11 protein-coding genes are annotated in these 15,295 nt (G+C 70.7%); 3 read left to right on the forward strand and 8 right to left on the reverse strand.

From position 1 onward, the window contains the following. Window positions 1–217: 217 nt before the first annotated feature. From WG209_RS11770 to WG209_RS11785, 4 genes are read right to left on the reverse strand one after another with little or no spacing between them, the layout of a single operon-like run. Entirely contained in the window at window positions 218–1,168 is a 951-nt protein-coding gene (locus WG209_RS11770) for a beta-ribofuranosylaminobenzene 5'-phosphate synthase family protein (protein WP_337175238.1), read from the reverse strand. Continuing rightward, window positions 1,165–1,755 carry a DUF447 domain-containing protein gene (locus WG209_RS11775; protein ID WP_337175239.1) on the reverse strand — a complete coding sequence of 197 codons (591 nt, stop codon included), beginning with the start codon at window positions 1,753–1,755 and terminating at the stop codon, window positions 1,165–1,167. The genes WG209_RS11770 and WG209_RS11775 overlap by 4 nt, the downstream gene beginning before the upstream one ends. After that, window positions 1,752–3,188 carry a DUF6513 domain-containing protein gene (locus tag WG209_RS11780; RefSeq protein WP_337175240.1) on the reverse strand — a complete coding sequence of 479 codons (1,437 nt, stop codon included), beginning with the start codon at window positions 3,186–3,188 and terminating at the stop codon, window positions 1,752–1,754. Before WG209_RS11780 ends, WG209_RS11775 begins: the two co-directional genes overlap by 4 nt. Beyond that, on the reverse strand, window positions 3,185–3,949 hold the full coding sequence (locus WG209_RS11785) for an SDR family oxidoreductase (RefSeq protein ID WP_337175241.1): 765 nt from the start codon (window positions 3,947–3,949) through the stop codon (window positions 3,185–3,187). Before WG209_RS11785 ends, WG209_RS11780 begins: the two co-directional genes overlap by 4 nt. Window positions 3,950–4,307: 358 nt before the next feature. On the opposite strand from WG209_RS11785, the gene WG209_RS11790 reads away from it, so the two are divergent. The 3 genes from WG209_RS11790 to WG209_RS11800 all read left to right on the forward strand — a co-directional run bounded on the left by WG209_RS11790 (window position 4,308) and on the right by WG209_RS11800 (window position 7,759). Beyond that, window positions 4,308–5,492, forward strand: coding sequence for a hypothetical protein (locus WG209_RS11790; protein ID WP_337175242.1), 1,185 nt, complete (start codon window positions 4,308–4,310; stop codon window positions 5,490–5,492). Between the two features lie 485 nt (window positions 5,493–5,977). Next, complete coding sequence (locus tag WG209_RS11795) at window positions 5,978–6,583, forward strand: AAA family ATPase (RefSeq protein WP_337175243.1); 606 nt, start codon at window positions 5,978–5,980, stop codon at window positions 6,581–6,583. Window positions 6,584–6,895: 312 nt separating this feature from the next. Further along, a complete protein-coding gene (locus WG209_RS11800; protein WP_337175244.1) occupies window positions 6,896–7,759 on the forward strand; it encodes a DUF3472 domain-containing protein in 864 nt (287 codons plus the stop codon). 10 nt (window positions 7,760–7,769) lie between these two features. On the opposite strand, the gene WG209_RS11805 is transcribed toward WG209_RS11800, so the two are convergent. From WG209_RS11805 to WG209_RS11820, 4 genes are all read right to left on the reverse strand, one after another. Further along, window positions 7,770–9,167 carry a DUF1501 domain-containing protein gene (locus WG209_RS11805; RefSeq protein WP_337175245.1) on the reverse strand — a complete coding sequence of 466 codons (1,398 nt, stop codon included), beginning with the start codon at window positions 9,165–9,167 and terminating at the stop codon, window positions 7,770–7,772. A 95-nt stretch (window positions 9,168–9,262) separates the two neighbouring features. After that, window positions 9,263–11,899: a PSD1 and planctomycete cytochrome C domain-containing protein gene (locus WG209_RS11810; RefSeq protein WP_337175246.1), complete on the reverse strand. Its 2,637-nt coding sequence runs from the start codon at window positions 11,897–11,899 to the stop codon at window positions 9,263–9,265. Between the two features lie 385 nt (window positions 11,900–12,284). Continuing rightward, window positions 12,285–12,467, reverse strand: coding sequence for a YezD family protein (locus WG209_RS11815; protein ID WP_337175247.1), 183 nt, complete (start codon window positions 12,465–12,467; stop codon window positions 12,285–12,287). 294 nt (window positions 12,468–12,761) lie between these two features. Then, window positions 12,762–14,903: a sodium/solute symporter gene (locus WG209_RS11820; RefSeq protein WP_337175248.1), complete on the reverse strand. Its 2,142-nt coding sequence runs from the start codon at window positions 14,901–14,903 to the stop codon at window positions 12,762–12,764. Window positions 14,904–15,295: the final 392 nt, after the last annotated feature.

Genomic DNA, 15,295 nt, shown 5'->3' on the forward strand with positions numbered 1-15,295 from the left:
GCGCGGACGATCGACGGGCTGATCGCGGCGATGGGCGACGCCCTGCGCGCGGTGCGCCCCGCCGACGTGCTGGGCTGGTTCCGCCATAGCGGATATCCAGCCCGACGATCAAGCGATACACCCGACGAGAAACCGCTCTAGAATCCAACAGCCCTCTTGCTCGTCCCCCCCTCATCCGGCCCTTCGGGCCACCTTCCCCCTCCAGGGGGGAAGGCCGTCAAGTTGGGGATGTCATCTCAGCCCCGACGTTCCGCGCGCGGGTCCAGTGCACGGCCGAGGGAGTCAGGCCGTGACGGTCGAGGAGCCGCGCGGCGACGTCTCGCCGGGCGTCGCCGTCGAGCGTCCCGAAGGCGTAGAGCGACGGGCCCCACGAGCTCTGCCCCGCGCCGACCAGCCCGAGCCGGCCCATGTCGGCGACGATCGCCTCGGACTGGGGGCTCGAATAGACGCCCCCCTGCGCCGGGGCGAAGGCCGATCCCACCACGCGCTGGATCTCCGACACCGCCGCGCCGAAGGAGGGCAGGTCGCGCGTGGCGACGGCGGAGAGCAGGTCCATCAGGACCAGCCGGCAGAGGCGTTCGGACGTCCGCTCGGGCATCGGCGGCAACTCGGCGAACGCGGCGACCTCCTCGCCGCCGTGGCGGCCGGCGGGGGCGGCGGGGGGGCGGACGACCAGGACCGACCACTCCGCGGGAAACCCGTGCCGGGCGACCAGCGGCGGCGCGTCGTCGGCCCCGGCGCGACCGCCGTCGACGATCAGGCCGCCGCGGGCGAACCCGTGCAGCCCCACCCCGGAGCGCCGGCCTCGCCCGGAGAGCCTCGCCAGCTCCTCGACCGTCGGCGGCCCGACGCCGGAGGCCGCCAGCGCCAGCCGCGTCACGGCCAGGGAGAGCTGCGTCCCCACCCCCAGCCCGACGTGCTCGTCCGGCGCGCGGAGGACCTCCACCCGGACGGGGCGGATCGCCGGCCCGAGTCGGTCGAGCAGCTCCGCGACCCGCCCGGCGAGCGGGCCGACGGCCTCGGCGCGGTCGGCCGGCTCGGCGGTCAGCTCCAGGCCGGGGGATTCGATCATCAGCCCGACCCCGCCGAACTGGCGGCGGACGTGGGGGCCCCATCCCAGCAGGCCGAAGTGGAGCCTGCTCCCGGTCGTCAGGCGGGCGCGGCTCATGACCCGCTCGCCTCCCGCCCGGCCGCCTCGCGGACGTGGGCCAGCAGCAGGTCGAACGCCTCGCGCTCCGCCACGCCGCCGGTCTTGTCGACGATGATCGACAGCTTGCGGAACTCGTCCAGGATCTCGGCGACCGGCAGGAACGCCGTGCGCGTCGCCAGGATGGCCGCCTCGACGACGGCGTGCCGGGCGCGGTTGAAGCCCAGGAAGTCGCGGAGCCGGCCCTCGGCCACGGTCTCGACCAGGATGGTCGTCCGCTCGTCGGCGTCGTCGATCACGATCGGCCGGAACTCGTAGTAGCGGCAGGCGTCGGCGAGGATCCGCCCCGCGACGGCCTTCGCGGGGAGCGTGTCCGGCGGGGGATCGACCGTCGCCCCGATCGCCGTCCTCGCCAGCAGGCCGACCTCGTCGGTGACGTGGAACACCCCCGCGCCGCCGGCCTTCAGGTTGCGGTACGTCGTCGACGTCCGGTACGGGCGCAGGACGAACGTCCCCATGCCCAGGTCGGCGGGGATCTTCGGGCCCATCGGCGCGACGTTCAGCGCGCCCTCCGGGCTCAGGGTGGTGACCAGGCCTTCCACGATCACGCGCGCTCGTCCTCCTCCGGCGTCGGGCCGACCTCCGTCGGGGCCGCGCCGGCGGCCCGCTTCCGCTTCAGCCGGTGACTGACCTCCGGCTCGGTGAGGAAGCCCCACGAGAGCGCTTGATCCTGGCGATACGCCTTGCCCAGCGTCAAGGCGGTTGTCGCCTTCATCATCTCCCAGCCCAGGTAAAATGCGTGCGAGGCGTCCGAGACCCCCATATCCTCGAACATCAGGAACGGGTCGGTCCCGCTGAGGAAGCGCTGATTGTTCAGGGCGTGGATCCGCCCGTCCTCCGCGAAGATCCTCCAGTTGGGGTCCTTGATCCGGCGCTGCAGTTCCGCCAGGTCGTCGGGGCCGAACCGGGGGGGGAGCTTGGGGTCGCGCAGCATCACCAGGTTCGGCTCCAGCCGCTTCGGCAGGACCCGATTGGCGACCGCGTGCCGCGCCAGCCGTCGCGCCAGGTCCAGCTCCCGCACGGACGACCGGGCCCAGTTGATGACGGCCGTCGTCAGGACGCTGTGGATCCGCTGCTCCTGGCAGAACCCCATCAGGAGCACGTTGACCCCGGCCGAGTCGACGTCCGTCAGCTCCGTCAGGTTGCCGACGCCCATCATCATCGCGGCGTCCGGGTAGCGGCGGCGGACTTCCAGGTATCGTCCCAGCGACTCCGCGAAGCCGAAGCCGATCGGCTCCAGGATCGGGTCGACGCGACACGGCACGCCCGCCTTCGCCAGCGCGTCGAGCGTGGCGTCGAGGCCGTCGAGCGAGCCGGGGCGGTCGGGCAGGGCGACGACCTCCGCGCCCCAGTCCTTCGCGGCGTCGCGGTTGCCGGCGTTGACGCTGAGGACCAACTCGGCCCCCGCCGCGACGGCCTTCGCCACCTCTCCCGGGTCGAAGCTGTCGATCGAGACCCGCAGCCCCTCGTCGCGGAGCGCCCGCACGGCGTCGCCGACCTCGGCCCACGGGGCGCCCGGCTCGCATCCGACGTCGATCACGTCGGCCCCCTGCGCCGCGAACGCGCGGGCCTGGCGGATCAACTCGTCGCGGGAGAGGCGCGGGGCGTGGTTGATCTCGGCGAGGATCTCGACGTCGTACGTCCCGTAATCCTCCGGCGGCCCCTCCTGGCCGAACCAGCGGGGTAGGTCGCGGAGGTCTTCCGGCCCGTTCTCCACCGTCGCCCCCGGCGCCTTCGCCTCGATCGGCCCCAGGTCCCCCCGGCAATGACCCGGCAGCACGACGCGAGCGACCCCCTCGGGGGGCTCCAGCCGCTTCGCGACCCACGCCGGCGTCATCAGCGCCGCGACGGTGATCGGCATGACCGCGACCTCGGCCTGGATGCCCGCCTTCGGCGCGAGGTCTTCCAGCACCCGCCGCAGCGCGAACTCGGCGAGCCGGCCGGTGACGAACAGCACGCGATCGGGGCGCGCGTCGCTCACCGCACCGCCCCGCCGTTGACGCGCACGATCTGGCCGGTGAGAAAGCTCGACTGGGGGCCGACGAGGAACGCGGCGGCGCGCGCGACGTCCTCGGCCTCGCCCCAGCGGCGCAGGGGGGTCTCGCGGAGGACGCGCTCCTGCCACTCCTTCGGGGCACCCTCTCCCCAGGCGGTGCGGATCCAGCCCGGGGCGACGCCGTTGACGCGCACGCTCGGCGCCAGGCTCATCGCCAGGCTGCGGGTGAACGCCATCACGGCGCCCTTCACCGCGGCGAACGACTCGCCGGAGTCCCCCTCCATCCCCGTCTCGGCCTGGTCCCAGCCCATCGTGACGATGGAGCCGCCGCCCCCCTCGACCATCCGACGGCCGACGTCGCGGCAGAGCCGGATGGCGGCGACGACGTCGACCTCCCACAGCAGATCCAGCTTGTCGTCGAACGACAGCTTCGCGGCGTCGCCGGTGAGGACGTCGGCGCCGGCGAAGTGGATCCAGGCGTCGAGCCCGCCCCAGAGCTTCCAGGCGTTGGCGACCAGCCGGTCCCCCTGCTCGCGCGAGCGAAGGTCCGCCAGGATCGACGCCACCCGCGCGCCGCGGCCCTCGATCTCCCGCACCACGTCCATCGCGGCGTCCAGCCGGCGGCCATGGACGATCACGTCGGCCCCGGCGCGGGCCAGGGCCACGGCCGTCGCGCGGCCGATCCCCGACGTGGCGCCCAGCACGGCGCATCGCAGACCCCGGAGGCTCGTCTCGGCGGCGGACATCGGCGGGCTCGCGGCTCGGGGGAGGGTGGAGGAATCGTCGCCGTTCGACGACACTACACGTTAGCCCGGCGAGGTTTCCCCGGACAAGGACCATGGCGGGAAACACGCTGGTCGACGCACGAACAACGGTCTTCCCCCCTGGTGGGGGAAGACAGGCCGCGAAGCGGTCAGATGAGGGGGGGCTTGCCCCAGGAGCATCGGAGTTCGGGACCCCCGCTCACGCCGACGGTCCCGGAAGGCTTCCTCAAACTCCAACGGCCGTCTCGCTCGCCCCCCCCTCATCCGGCCCACCGGGCCACCTTCCCCCGCCACGGGGGAAGGGCGTTTCGAGGGACCGACCCTTATTGCCGAGCTTCCCATGACACGACCCAGCCTCGCGGCCCTTCGCCGCGTCCTCAAGGCGACCCGCGACGCCTGGCTGCTGCTGGGGCTCACGCTGGCCCTGATCCTGGCGCTGGAGCTGGGCCTGCGCGGCGCGTTCGCCCTCAAGGATCGAGTCGCCGCGACGCCGACCGTCGACCCGCGCGTCGTCGAGGCGGCCGGCGCGGCCTGGCCGATCGAGCACGAGCGCGAGTTGAGGGCCGTCGTCCATCGCTGGGAGCCGTTCGCCTACTTCCGCCCGAAGGCCTTCCGGGGCTCTACGATCACGATCGGCGACGACGGCCTGCGCGCCGTGTGGAAGCCCCCGACGGGGCGGGGGGGGCGGCCGATCAAGCTGGCGCTGCTGGGGGGCTCCTCCCTCTGGGGCTACGGCAGCCGCGACGACGAGACGATCCCCTCGCGCCTGGCCCGCATCTTCCACGAGCGCGGCCTGGACGTGGAGATCCGCAACCTGTCGCAGGTCGCGTATGTGAACACGCAGGAGGTGGTCACGCTCGTCCGCGAGCTGCAAGCGGGCTACCGGCCGGACGTGGTCCTCTTCTACGACGGCGTCAACGAGGCCACCTCGGCGCTGCTGGAAGGGCGGGCCGGGGTGACGATGAACGAGCGTTTCCGCGCGAGCGAGTACACCCTGCTCCACGCGCCCGGCCGCGCGGCGACGGCGGCGGTCGGCGCGCTCGTCGCCGATTCCGCCCTGCGCCGGACGGCCGCGGCCATCGCCCGCCGCCTCTCCGGGGGCCGCGAGCCCGCCCCCGCCGTCTCGACGGCCTCCCCGGCGGATCTCGCCCGCCGCGTCATTGACGTCTACGAGGCGAACCTCGGCGTCGTGGAGGCGCTCGCCGAGCGTCACGGCTTCCGCGTCGTCTTCGCCTGGCAGCCGACCCTCTTCGACAAGGCCCCGCCCACCCCGCTGGAACGCCACGAGGCCGCGAAATACGCCTGGCTCGCCCCGATCCTCGCCGCGACCGCCGCCGAACTCGACCGTCGCGCCTCGATCACATCCCGCCCCGACTTCCTCGACCTTCGCGGCCTCTTCCGCGAGACCCAGGAACTGGTCTTCACCGACCACTGTCACGTCACCGAACCCGCCAACGCCACCATCGCCGAACGCCTGGCCGGGCCGCTGCTGGAGGCATTCGGCGAGGAGGGGCGCGGGCGTTGACGGATCCTCCGGAGAAAAAATCGGATTCCTGAAATTCCGCCGATGCCGCCGCGGACCATGCAGGTGTTCGATGACGGTGTTCTTTGACATCCCGGAAGCAGTCGACCGACGCGGGGCCCTGGCGGGCGAGTCGTGGGCCGTCGCCATCCCTACAATCAATCGCGAGGATATTCGCCCGGCCCTTCGGGCCTCGCCTTCCCACGGACCGGGGACGCGCGTCCCACGGCCGGATGGTGAGGCGACGAGCAAAAACCCATTCGAAAACGACGAACGAAGCCAACGTGCTCTGGGTGTAAGTTGTTTGTTGGTATGGGATTAATCGATGGTTCGCCGAGGAGTGGGCGCGCGAACGAACCCAACTCGCGCGACCATCGGCGCCCCGAGCTTCGGCGTCGCCGAGGGCAGGGGGGGCCGTCTCGCCAGGTGATCCCGGATCGGATATCGTCTCCGGCGGGTCCCGTGAAACGAGGACGAAGGCCGATCGCATGGCACCCACCGACGCCCAATCGCCCCGCGTCCACGTCATCGCCGGCCCCAACGGGGCGGGCAAGACGACGTTCGCCACCGACTATTTGCCCTCGTTCGCGAACTGCCGGGAGTTCGTGAACGCCGACCTCATCGCCTGGGGGTTGTCTCCCTTCGCGCCCGAGTCGCAGGCGATGCGGGCGGGGCGTCTGGTGCTCACCCGCATCCAGGAGCTAGCGGCGGCGGGCTCGGATTTCGCGTTCGAGACCACCCTCTCGGGGCGTACCTACGTCCCAATCCTGACGCGCCTCCGGGAGCATGGCTACCGTATCCACCTGTTCTTCCTCTGGCTCCCCGCCGCCGACCTGGCCGTGGCTCGGGTCGCCAACCGGGCACGCCAGGGTGGACATGATATCCCCGAGCCCGCTATCCGCCGCCGGTTCAACGCCGGACTGATGAACTTCGGCGCCCTGTATGCCACCCTGGCGGACGACTGGTGGATCTTCGACGCTTCGCGTCAGCCGCCCGCCCTTGTGGCGGAGCATCATAATGAGGAAGAAGCGACCGTGATCGTCCACGACCCCGCCACCTATGCCGCGGTCGTCTCCTCCAGGAGCGTGGAATGATGGATAAAATAAAGCTCCCGCAGACACGACAGGTCGAGGCCGCCTTCCGCAAGGCTTGGGAATCCGCATTGCGCCGGGCTCGCGAGACGGGGACGCCGGTCGTGACCTGGGAGGACGGGGAGGTCCGGCTGGTCCCCCCCGAGCGCTGGGATGGCGTCGGAGCCGGACACGCGCCCGCCGGCCCGAAGCCGCCGGAATGATGCTTCCGCGTCGCCGGGTCGCGGCGGGGGATCGCGCCGGTTGACGAACCCGCGTCGGGCCGGTCTGATCGGTGGAGGAAGCACGACCGATCCCGACCGGAGACGCGAGGCCATGACGCGACGGATTCGATGGGCCGCCCTGGCGGCCATGCTGGCGACGACGACCCTGGCGGCGAGGGCCGACGAACGCCTGGAGGGGATCGCCTGCCGGTCGGTCCACCTGGGGTATCCCGGCGAGGCCGGGTCCGCCTTCCACAACGAGATCACCGTCCGCGAGTCCGCCCCCGGGACCTACTTCATGGTCTGCGGCTGGGACAAGGGGTACTTCGGCATCCAGGAGCTGGCCAACGGCAAGAAGCTGATCATCTTCTCCGTCTGGGACTCCGAGAGCGACGACCCCAACGCCCAGAAGCCCGAGAACCGCACGAAGCTGCTCCACCAGGACGAGAAGCTCCGCGTCAAGCGGTTCGGCGGCGAGGGGAGCGGCGGCCAGTCGTTCTACGACTACGACTGGAAGGTCGGCGAAACCTATAGGTTCATGGTCTCCTCGAAGGTCGACGGCGACCGCACCGAGTACACCGGCTGGTTCCACCACCCCGAGGAGAACGCCTGGAAGAAGCTCGTCACCTTCTCCACGATCACCGGCGGCCGGGACCTCGGCGGCTACTACGCCTTCATCGAGGATTTCAAGCGCGACCGCGATTCCGCCACCCGCGCCCGCCGCGCCGAGTTCTCCAACGCATGGCTCAAGACCGTCGCCGGGAAGGCCGTCCCGCTCACGAAGGCCCGTTTCACCGCCGACAGCAACCCGGTGATGAACATCGACGCCTTCGCGAAGGACGGCCGATTCACCCTCGTCACCGGCGGCGAGACGAAGAACGAACACGCCAAGCTGCGCGAGATCATGGAAATCCCCGCCGACCCCGCGGCCGCCGCGCCCGAGGCGCTGGAATTGCCCTCGGGCGCGACGCCTTGATCCGCCCGGGTCAGGCGAAGATCTCCGTGGCGACCTCGCCCGCGACGTCGGTCAGGCGGAAGTCCCGGCCGGCGTGGCGGTAGGTGAGGCGGGTGTGGTCCAGGCCCATCAGGGCCAGCAGCGTGGCGTGCAGGTCGTTGGTGTGCATGCGGCCTTCGACGGCGTTGAGGCCGTACTCGTCGGTCGCCCCGTATGAGAAGCCCTTCTTCACCCCCGCGCCGGCGAGCCACATGGGATAGCCGGTGATGTTGTGGTCGCGGCCGTCGGCCCCCTGGGCGGTCGGCTGGCGGCCGAACTCGCTGCCGAAGAGGACGAGGGTCTCGTCCAGCAGCCCCCGCTGTTCCAGGTCGGCGAGCAGGGCGGCGGTGGGCTGGTCGGTGTTGCGGGCGTTGGTGATGAGGCCGTTGTGCAGGTTCGTGTGGTGGTCCCAGCCCGGCTGGGCGACCTCGACGAACCGCACGCCGGCCTCGCTGAGCCGACGGGCCATGAGGCACTGCCGGGCGAAGCTCCCCGCCGGCCCCGGCTTCACGCCGTAGGCGTCCAGCACCGATTGCGGCTCGCTGGAGATGTCCAGCAGCTCCGGCACCTTGCCCTGCATCCGGAACGCCAGCTCATATGAGGCGATGACGCCATCCAGCTCGTCGGGCGCGCCGGGCGTCGCGGCCAGATCGCGGTTCATCGACTGGACGAGGTCGATCTGACGCCGCTGGAGCGCCGACGCGGCCTGGGCCCTGAGGTTCGGCACGTAGCCGACGTCGCTGATCCGCGTCCCCTGGAAGTGGGCCGGGAGGAACGCGCTGCCGTAGTTCAGCGCCCCGCCGAAGTTGGCCGGCGGGTTGATGGTGACGTAGCCCGGCACGTCCTGGTTCTCGGTCCCCAGGCCGTAGAGCAGCCACGCCCCCAGCGACGGCCGCGTCAGCGAGGCCACCCGCGCGCCGGTGTGGAGCTGGATCACCGCCTCCGGGTGCGCGGGGGTGTCGGTGTGCAGGCCCCGGATGAAGCAGAGCTTGTCGACGTGCCGCGCCACGTTCGGGTAAAGCTCGGAGACCCACGTCCCCGTCTCGCCGTGCTGGGCGAACTTGAACCTGGAGCCGGTCAGCGTCCCGCCGCCGGGGCCGACCTTGCCGTCGTCCTTCTGGAGACGGGGCTTGTAGTCGAACGTGTCCATCTGGGACATCGCCCCGTTCATGAACAGGAAGATGATCCGCTTGGCCTTCGTCGGGAAATGCGGGGCCTTCGGCGCCAGCGGGCCCGGACCCGGGGCCGAGGGGCCCGCCGCGCGGGCCTTCGGGGCGGCCTCGCCGAGCAGCCCGGCCAGGGCCAGCATGCCGAAGCCGGTCCCGGCGCTGCGCAGAACCTGCCTCCGCGAGAGGCCGTCGACGATGGGGAGTTCGGGGAAACGGGACATGAATCGATCCTTTATGGAGATAGCTGATGCACGGGGCGTGATGGGTCGCGAGGCCGTCGCCCCCCTCCCGCGCGGGAAGGGGGCGCGACGGGGCGTCACCTGACGTAGCGGAATTCGGCCGAGCCGATCAGGGCCTGGCAGAAGCCGGCCCAGGCGGCGGTGCGAGGACTGGAGGCGCGGACGACCTCCTCCTTCACCGGCGCGTCGACGGGGATGACCTGGTCGGGGTCGATCACCTGGGCCGTCGCGGCGTCGGAGGCCGCGGCGATCGCCGGGGCCGGGGCGGGCTCGGGCGTCGACTCGGGCTCCGGGGGCGGCTCGGCGGCGACGATCGCCTCGAACTCGCCGAGGAACTCCCGGGCGCGGTCGGCCTCCGCGGCCGACGGGGAACGGCCCAACGTCAGCCGGTACGCCAGCTCGACCCGGCCCGCGTCGTCCAGCTCGTCGCGGGCGAGCAAGCGCTCGGCCAGCTTCAACGACTCCCGCCGCGCCAGCGCGTCGTTGAGGAAGTACAGGGCCTGGGTGGGGACCGTGGTCGTCTCGCGTCCCCCGGAGACGGCCCCCTGATCGGCGAAGTCGAACACCTCCAGCGACGTCGGCGTCACCCCGCGAACCAGGGGGAGGTACACGGCGCGGCGGGCGCTCGCGTGGGCCTCCTCCATGATCCGCCGCGCCTCCGGGCCGTTGTTGGGCATCTCGATCACCTTCAGCGTCGCGGCGGGGGAGCCCTCCGGGCGCGAGGGGTCGAGCGTGCCGGCCGCGGCGAGCATCGCGTCGCGGATCTCCTCGCCGGTCAACCGCCGGGGGGAGTGGCGCCACACCAGGCCGTTGTCCGGGTCGGCGGCGAACTCGGCCTCGCGCGACTCGGCCGACAGTCCATAGGCCCGCGATAGCACCAACGACCGCGCCAGCTTCTTGACCGACCAGCCCTCGGCGACGAACTTCGCCGCCAGGTGGTCGAGCAGCTCGGGGTGGGTCGGGGCCTCCCCGTTGACGCCGAAGTTGTCGATCGTCTTGACGATCCCCCGGCCGAACAGGTGGTGCCACGCCCGGTTGACGAACACTCGCGGCGTGAGCGGGTTCTCCGGGCTGACGATCCAGTCCGCCAGCTCCTTCCGGCCGCTCTGATGCGAGGGGATCTCCGGCGCGTTGGAAACCGGCACCGCCGACAGGAACCCGCGCGGGACGACCGGGCCCAACAGCTCGGCCTCGCCCCGGACGCGGATCTCGGTGTCGCCGACCTCCTTCGCGTCGCGTACGCCGATCGCCACCTTCCCCCGCGCCGCCGGATCGGTCAGCGCCAGCAATGCGTTCTGGCGATCGACCATCTTCATGCGGTATCGATACTGGAGCGGGCGGCCGTTCGCCTGGACCTTCAGCCCTTCCGGCGTGCCGCGGATCTTCTGGAACTCGGCGCGGGCCTCCTCGAACGCCTTCGTCGCCTCCGCGACCTTCTCCGCCAGCCCCGGGGCTTCCTCCTCGGCGTGGTCGCCCAGCGGGATGAGCATGGCGTTGTCGTAGTAGTCCAGCCCGCTCCCCCCCATCTTGTTGCGGACCCCCGCGCACAGGTCGGTGCTACGGAAGATGCCCGCCAGGGCGTAGTAGTCCTTCGTGGGGATCGGGTCGAACTTGTGGTCGTGGCAGCGGGCGCAACTGGCCGTCACGCCGAGCAGCCCGCGCGTCACCACGTCGATCTGCTCGTCGACGTTGTCCATCACGAACCTCACCTTGAACCGCTGGTTCACGTCCTTCTGGCCGATCGCGAGGAAGCCGGTCGCGACGGCCAACTCGTCCCTCTCGGCCTGGGTCTCGGCCGGCAGGAGATCCCCGGCGATCTGCTCGCGCACGAAGCGGTCGAACGGCTTGTCGCTATTGAAGGCGTCCACGACGTAGTCGCGATACCGCCAGGCGTGGGGATACGGTAGGTTCCGCGACGAGCCGGTCGACTCGCCGTAGCGGGCGACGTCCAGCCAGTGCCTCCCCCAGTGCTCGCCGAAGGCGGGCGAGGCCAGCAGCCGGTCGACCACCCGCTCCAGGGCGTCGGGCGACGAGTCGGCGACGAAGGCGTCGACCTCCTCGGGCGTCGGCGGCAGGCCGGTCAGGTCGAACGCGACGCGCCGGATGAGCGTCGCCCGGTCCGCGTCGCCGACCGGGGCGAGCCCGGACTCCTCGAGCTTCGCGAGGATGAAGCGGTCCACCTCCCCGCGCGGCCACGCGGCGTCGCGGACGTCGGGGACCGTCGTTGCCTTCAGCGGCTGCCAGGCCCAATGCTCGGCGCGGAGGGCGGCGTATTCCGCGTCGTCGGTCGCCTGGGTCGCGGCGACGGCCTCGCCCGGCCACGCGGCCCCCTCGGCGATCCATCGCGAGAGGATAGCGACCTCCTCCTCGCCCAGCTTCTTCCTCGGCGGCATCCGGGGGGCGTCGTCCTGATGCGCCACCGATTGCAGCAGGAGGCTCTCTTCCGGATCGCCCGGCACCACGGCCGGGCCCCGGTCGCCGCCGGCAAGCAGGCCGTTGCGGTCGTCCACCCGCAGGCCGCTCGCCGCCTTGGTGTTCGCCGAATGGCAGTTGTAGCAGTTGTCCACGAGCAGGGGGCGGACCTTCCGCTCGAAGAAGTCGAGCTTCGCCGCCTCGTCGGCCCCGGCCGGGATGGCCTCCCCGCCCCCGGCCCCGGCCGCGACAGCCGCGACGGCGAACGTGGCGGCCAGCATGGAAAGTAGTCGCAAGTTCATGGCAAGACGTCCTCGGGATTCTCGGTCTTGGATCACGCGGGCCCCCGCCGTCGGCGGCATGAGGACGCCACGAACTCGCCCCGGGCCGTCGCGGCGAACGACCGGCCCATCGGGTCGACGGAGCAATCCCCGAGAATCCGGCCGGAGCCGGCGCGCGGCGCCGGCGTCGCGCCGGCTCGGCCGGGCGGACTCGGATCGATCGACGTGAAACCCCGGCGCGCCGGGAACCTGGTCGGGGTCGGGACGCGCCCGCCCCGGTTGGGCGAAAGAGACATGCCATCCTCCGGACTCGCGCGGCCCGGCTCCGGTCGATCCGGTCGCCCGCCCGCAATACCTGGTGGGATTCGACACGCCTCTCGTGGTCGAGTCGGCGACGCGGCCCGTCTCAGCGGAACCGCTGCTTCTCCAGCCGCTCAATCTGGACGATCAGCCCGTCCTGGATGATGACGCGGACCTCGCCATAGCGAATCCCGCGCACCGCCTCGCGAATCTGCTCCAGCTCCGAGTCTCGGGGGCCGACCGGGCTCGTCCGGCTTCCCCCCCCGGTCGCGATCACTCGGTCGTTCATCGACATCTCCACCATCCCCTGGCGACGTCCCCTCGCATCACGAGGCCGCCTTCTCTCCCCCGCGACGCCGACGCATTATCGGCCCCTCGAAGCCCGCCCGCAAGACTAATATCGTCTTAGTCTATAGAATTTGTATAGAATAAACGCAAGCCTCTGACATCCAGGCTCTTGGAGCTGACTTCGGCGGTAGTTGACGAGCCGAGGGAACGCCATGGCCCACCTCCGACGGCCGCTCTCCTGATGGAGAGGAACCGACCGGCGGTGGCCCATGCGCCCTCCTCGCGGCCCACGCCATCACCAGAAGAGGATGTTCAGCCCCACCAGCGCGATCGCCACCACGCTGGCCCAGAACTTCGGCGAGTGATACCAGGCGACCGGCCCGCGATCCGGCATCGGGGTCAGCCCCAGTACCAGGTTACGCAGCTCCGATTCGGGCTTGGGCCTGGTGAACAGGCTGACGGCCACGATCACCGACATGCAGATCAGCAGCGTCCACATGGCGGTGTAGACGTTCACCGCCATCGGCTTCGCCTTCTCGGATCGGGCGACGTACTTCGAATGCGCCGGGTTGAACTCGGCCGGGTTGAACGCCTGCGTCACGTCGGAAGCCACCACCCGCACCCCCGGCTTCAGGACGACCTCGACCCCCTCCGCGCCGAACCTGTCGGGCCGGTTCGTCCCGGCGAGGGTCACGTCGGGGGCGATCAGCCGCGTCGGCTCGGGCCCCCCCTTCGTCGCGACCTGGGCGGGGGTCCGCGCCTCCTTGTCCAGGACGCGATCCCCGGCCAGGAACGGCGCGTCGCCGTCGGGCTGGATGGGCACGTTGGTCGAGCGCACGGTCCCCGACTCCACGGTCACCCGCGTCACGGCCTCGGACTCCCCCTCGCCGGCCTTCTCCACCGACACCACCGCGCCAGCGTCGAGGAACGCCGTCGGCGCGGGGCGATGCCCGTCCGGGAACGTGTGGACGAACGCCCACATCGCCATCGACGCCAGGATCGCCGTCAAGAAGCCGGTGAACGCCCCGGCCGGCGTCGCGCGCTTCCACAACATCCCCAGGATCACCACGCCGAACAGCGGCACGATGAAGAAGAAGATCAGCACCTGGAGGAACTCCAGGATGTTGGAGAAGTAGAACAGCGCGTACGCCGTCCCCACCGACATCAAGATCCCCAGGACGGAGCAGATCCGCCCCATCGCCAGATAGTGGGCGTCGCTGGCGTTGCGACGGATCAGCGCCCGGTAGACGTCGTAGGTCCAGACCGTCGCGAACGCGCTGGCGTTCCCCGCCATCCCCGACATGAACCCCGCGATCATCGCCGTCACCCCCAGCCCCAGCAGGCCGGGGCCGAGGTATCGACCCATGAGGAGCGGCAGGACGTCGTTGTAGGTGCGGTGCGTGATGTTCGCCCGGGGGTCGGCCTCGGAGACCAGCACCATCGGGGTGCCGTCGCCGTTCAGCAGCACCGCCAGCCCCAAAAGCCCCGGCAGCGTCACGATCAGCGGCACGCACATCTTGAGAGCCGCGCCGATGATCGTCCCGTTTTGCGCCGCCCGGAGATCCTTCGCCACGATCACCCGCTGCACCTGGAGGAAGTCGGTGCACCAATAGCCGAAGCCCACCGCCACCGCCAGGCCGAAGACCATCCCGATCCAGTCCACCCCCATCGGGTTCGCCTCGAACGACCCGAGGTTGCTCCACAGGCTGGTGAAGTTGGCGTTACCCACCGTCGGGTGGATCACCGGCACGTTCCGGTGGATCTTCTCCACCAGCCCGCTCCACCCCCCGGCGTCGATCAGCCCCAGCACCGGGATCAGCAGCGACCCGAACCAGATGAGGAAGTACTGGAGCACCTCGTTGAACACCGCCGAGACCAGGCCCCCCAGCATCACATAGAGGGCCACCGTCAGCGACGACACCCAGATGCTCACGTTCATGTCCCAGCCGAGGAGCAGGTTGAGGATCTTCGCCATCGCGAACATGCTCGCCCCGCTCACCAGCACCGTCAGCACCGAGAACGAGATCCCCGCCAGGGCGCTCGTCCCCAGCCCGAACCGCAGCTTCAGGTACCCCGGCACCGAGTGCGTGTTGCAGATGTAATAGAAGGGCATCATCACGATCGCCAGGAACAGGATCGCCGGGATCGCCCCGAACCAGTACGCGTGCGCGCCCAGCATCCCGTACTGATAGGCCATCGCCGACCAGCCCATCGTCTCCAGCGAGCTGAGGTTCGCCGAGATGAAGCTCAGCCCCGCGATCCAGGCCGTCATCTTCCGGCCCGCCATGAAGAAGTCGTCCCCCGTGCTGACGTACCTCTTCAGATAGAAGCCGATCCCCAGGACCACCACGAAGTAGACCGCGATGATCACGACGTCCAGCGGACCCATCGAGATCAACGGGGCACCGGCGGCCAGCAGCAAGGATCCGGACGTCACGTCGTCTCCCTCCCAACTCACCGACCACGACCAGGTCGGCCAGGAATCGAGCAAACCAGACGCCCGAAGTGCGGCGCCGGCCAAGAGAAGCGACCGATATCCTAGGGGCCGCGCGGGCGGGTCGAAAGGCCCTCGCCGGAAAATCCGCGGAGAAATCCCGGTGGGTTGTTGACCCCAGGCGATCCTCTGGTAGTATTACCCCTGTCGAGCGAACAACGCCACGACGACAAACACACGGCCGACCTGGTCAACAACGACGGGTCGGCCGAAATCGTCGACGGCGGGGCGAACTCGAAGGCGACACGCGGCGTAGGAAGGTCAGCGAAGACCTTGCTACGAAGTCAGGTCGCCGATCTTTGACAATCCGGTCGATCGTGAATGACAGCGAGACG

It is taken from the genome of Paludisphaera sp. (genome assembly GCF_037189885.1).
Lineage (GTDB): Bacteria > Planctomycetota > Planctomycetia > Isosphaerales > Isosphaeraceae > Paludisphaera.

Coding starts and splice junctions, on each gene's coding strand:
- WG209_RS11770 (WP_337175238.1), bottom strand. CDS start 1,168: ATGAGCCGCGCCCGCCTGACGACCGGGAGCAGGCTCCACTTCGGCCTG.
- WG209_RS11785 (WP_337175241.1), bottom strand. CDS start 3,949: ATGTCCGCCGCCGAGACGAGCCTCCGGGGTCTGCGATGCGCCGTGCTG.
- WG209_RS11790 (WP_337175242.1), top strand. CDS start 4,308: ATGACACGACCCAGCCTCGCGGCCCTTCGCCGCGTCCTCAAGGCGACC.
- WG209_RS11795 (WP_337175243.1), top strand. CDS start 5,978: ATGGCACCCACCGACGCCCAATCGCCCCGCGTCCACGTCATCGCCGGC.
- WG209_RS11800 (WP_337175244.1), top strand. CDS start 6,896: ATGACGCGACGGATTCGATGGGCCGCCCTGGCGGCCATGCTGGCGACG.
- WG209_RS11805 (WP_337175245.1), bottom strand. CDS start 9,167: ATGTCCCGTTTCCCCGAACTCCCCATCGTCGACGGCCTCTCGCGGAGG.
- WG209_RS11810 (WP_337175246.1), bottom strand. CDS start 11,899: ATGAACTTGCGACTACTTTCCATGCTGGCCGCCACGTTCGCCGTCGCG.
- WG209_RS11815 (WP_337175247.1), bottom strand. CDS start 12,467: ATGAACGACCGAGTGATCGCGACCGGGGGGGGAAGCCGGACGAGCCCG.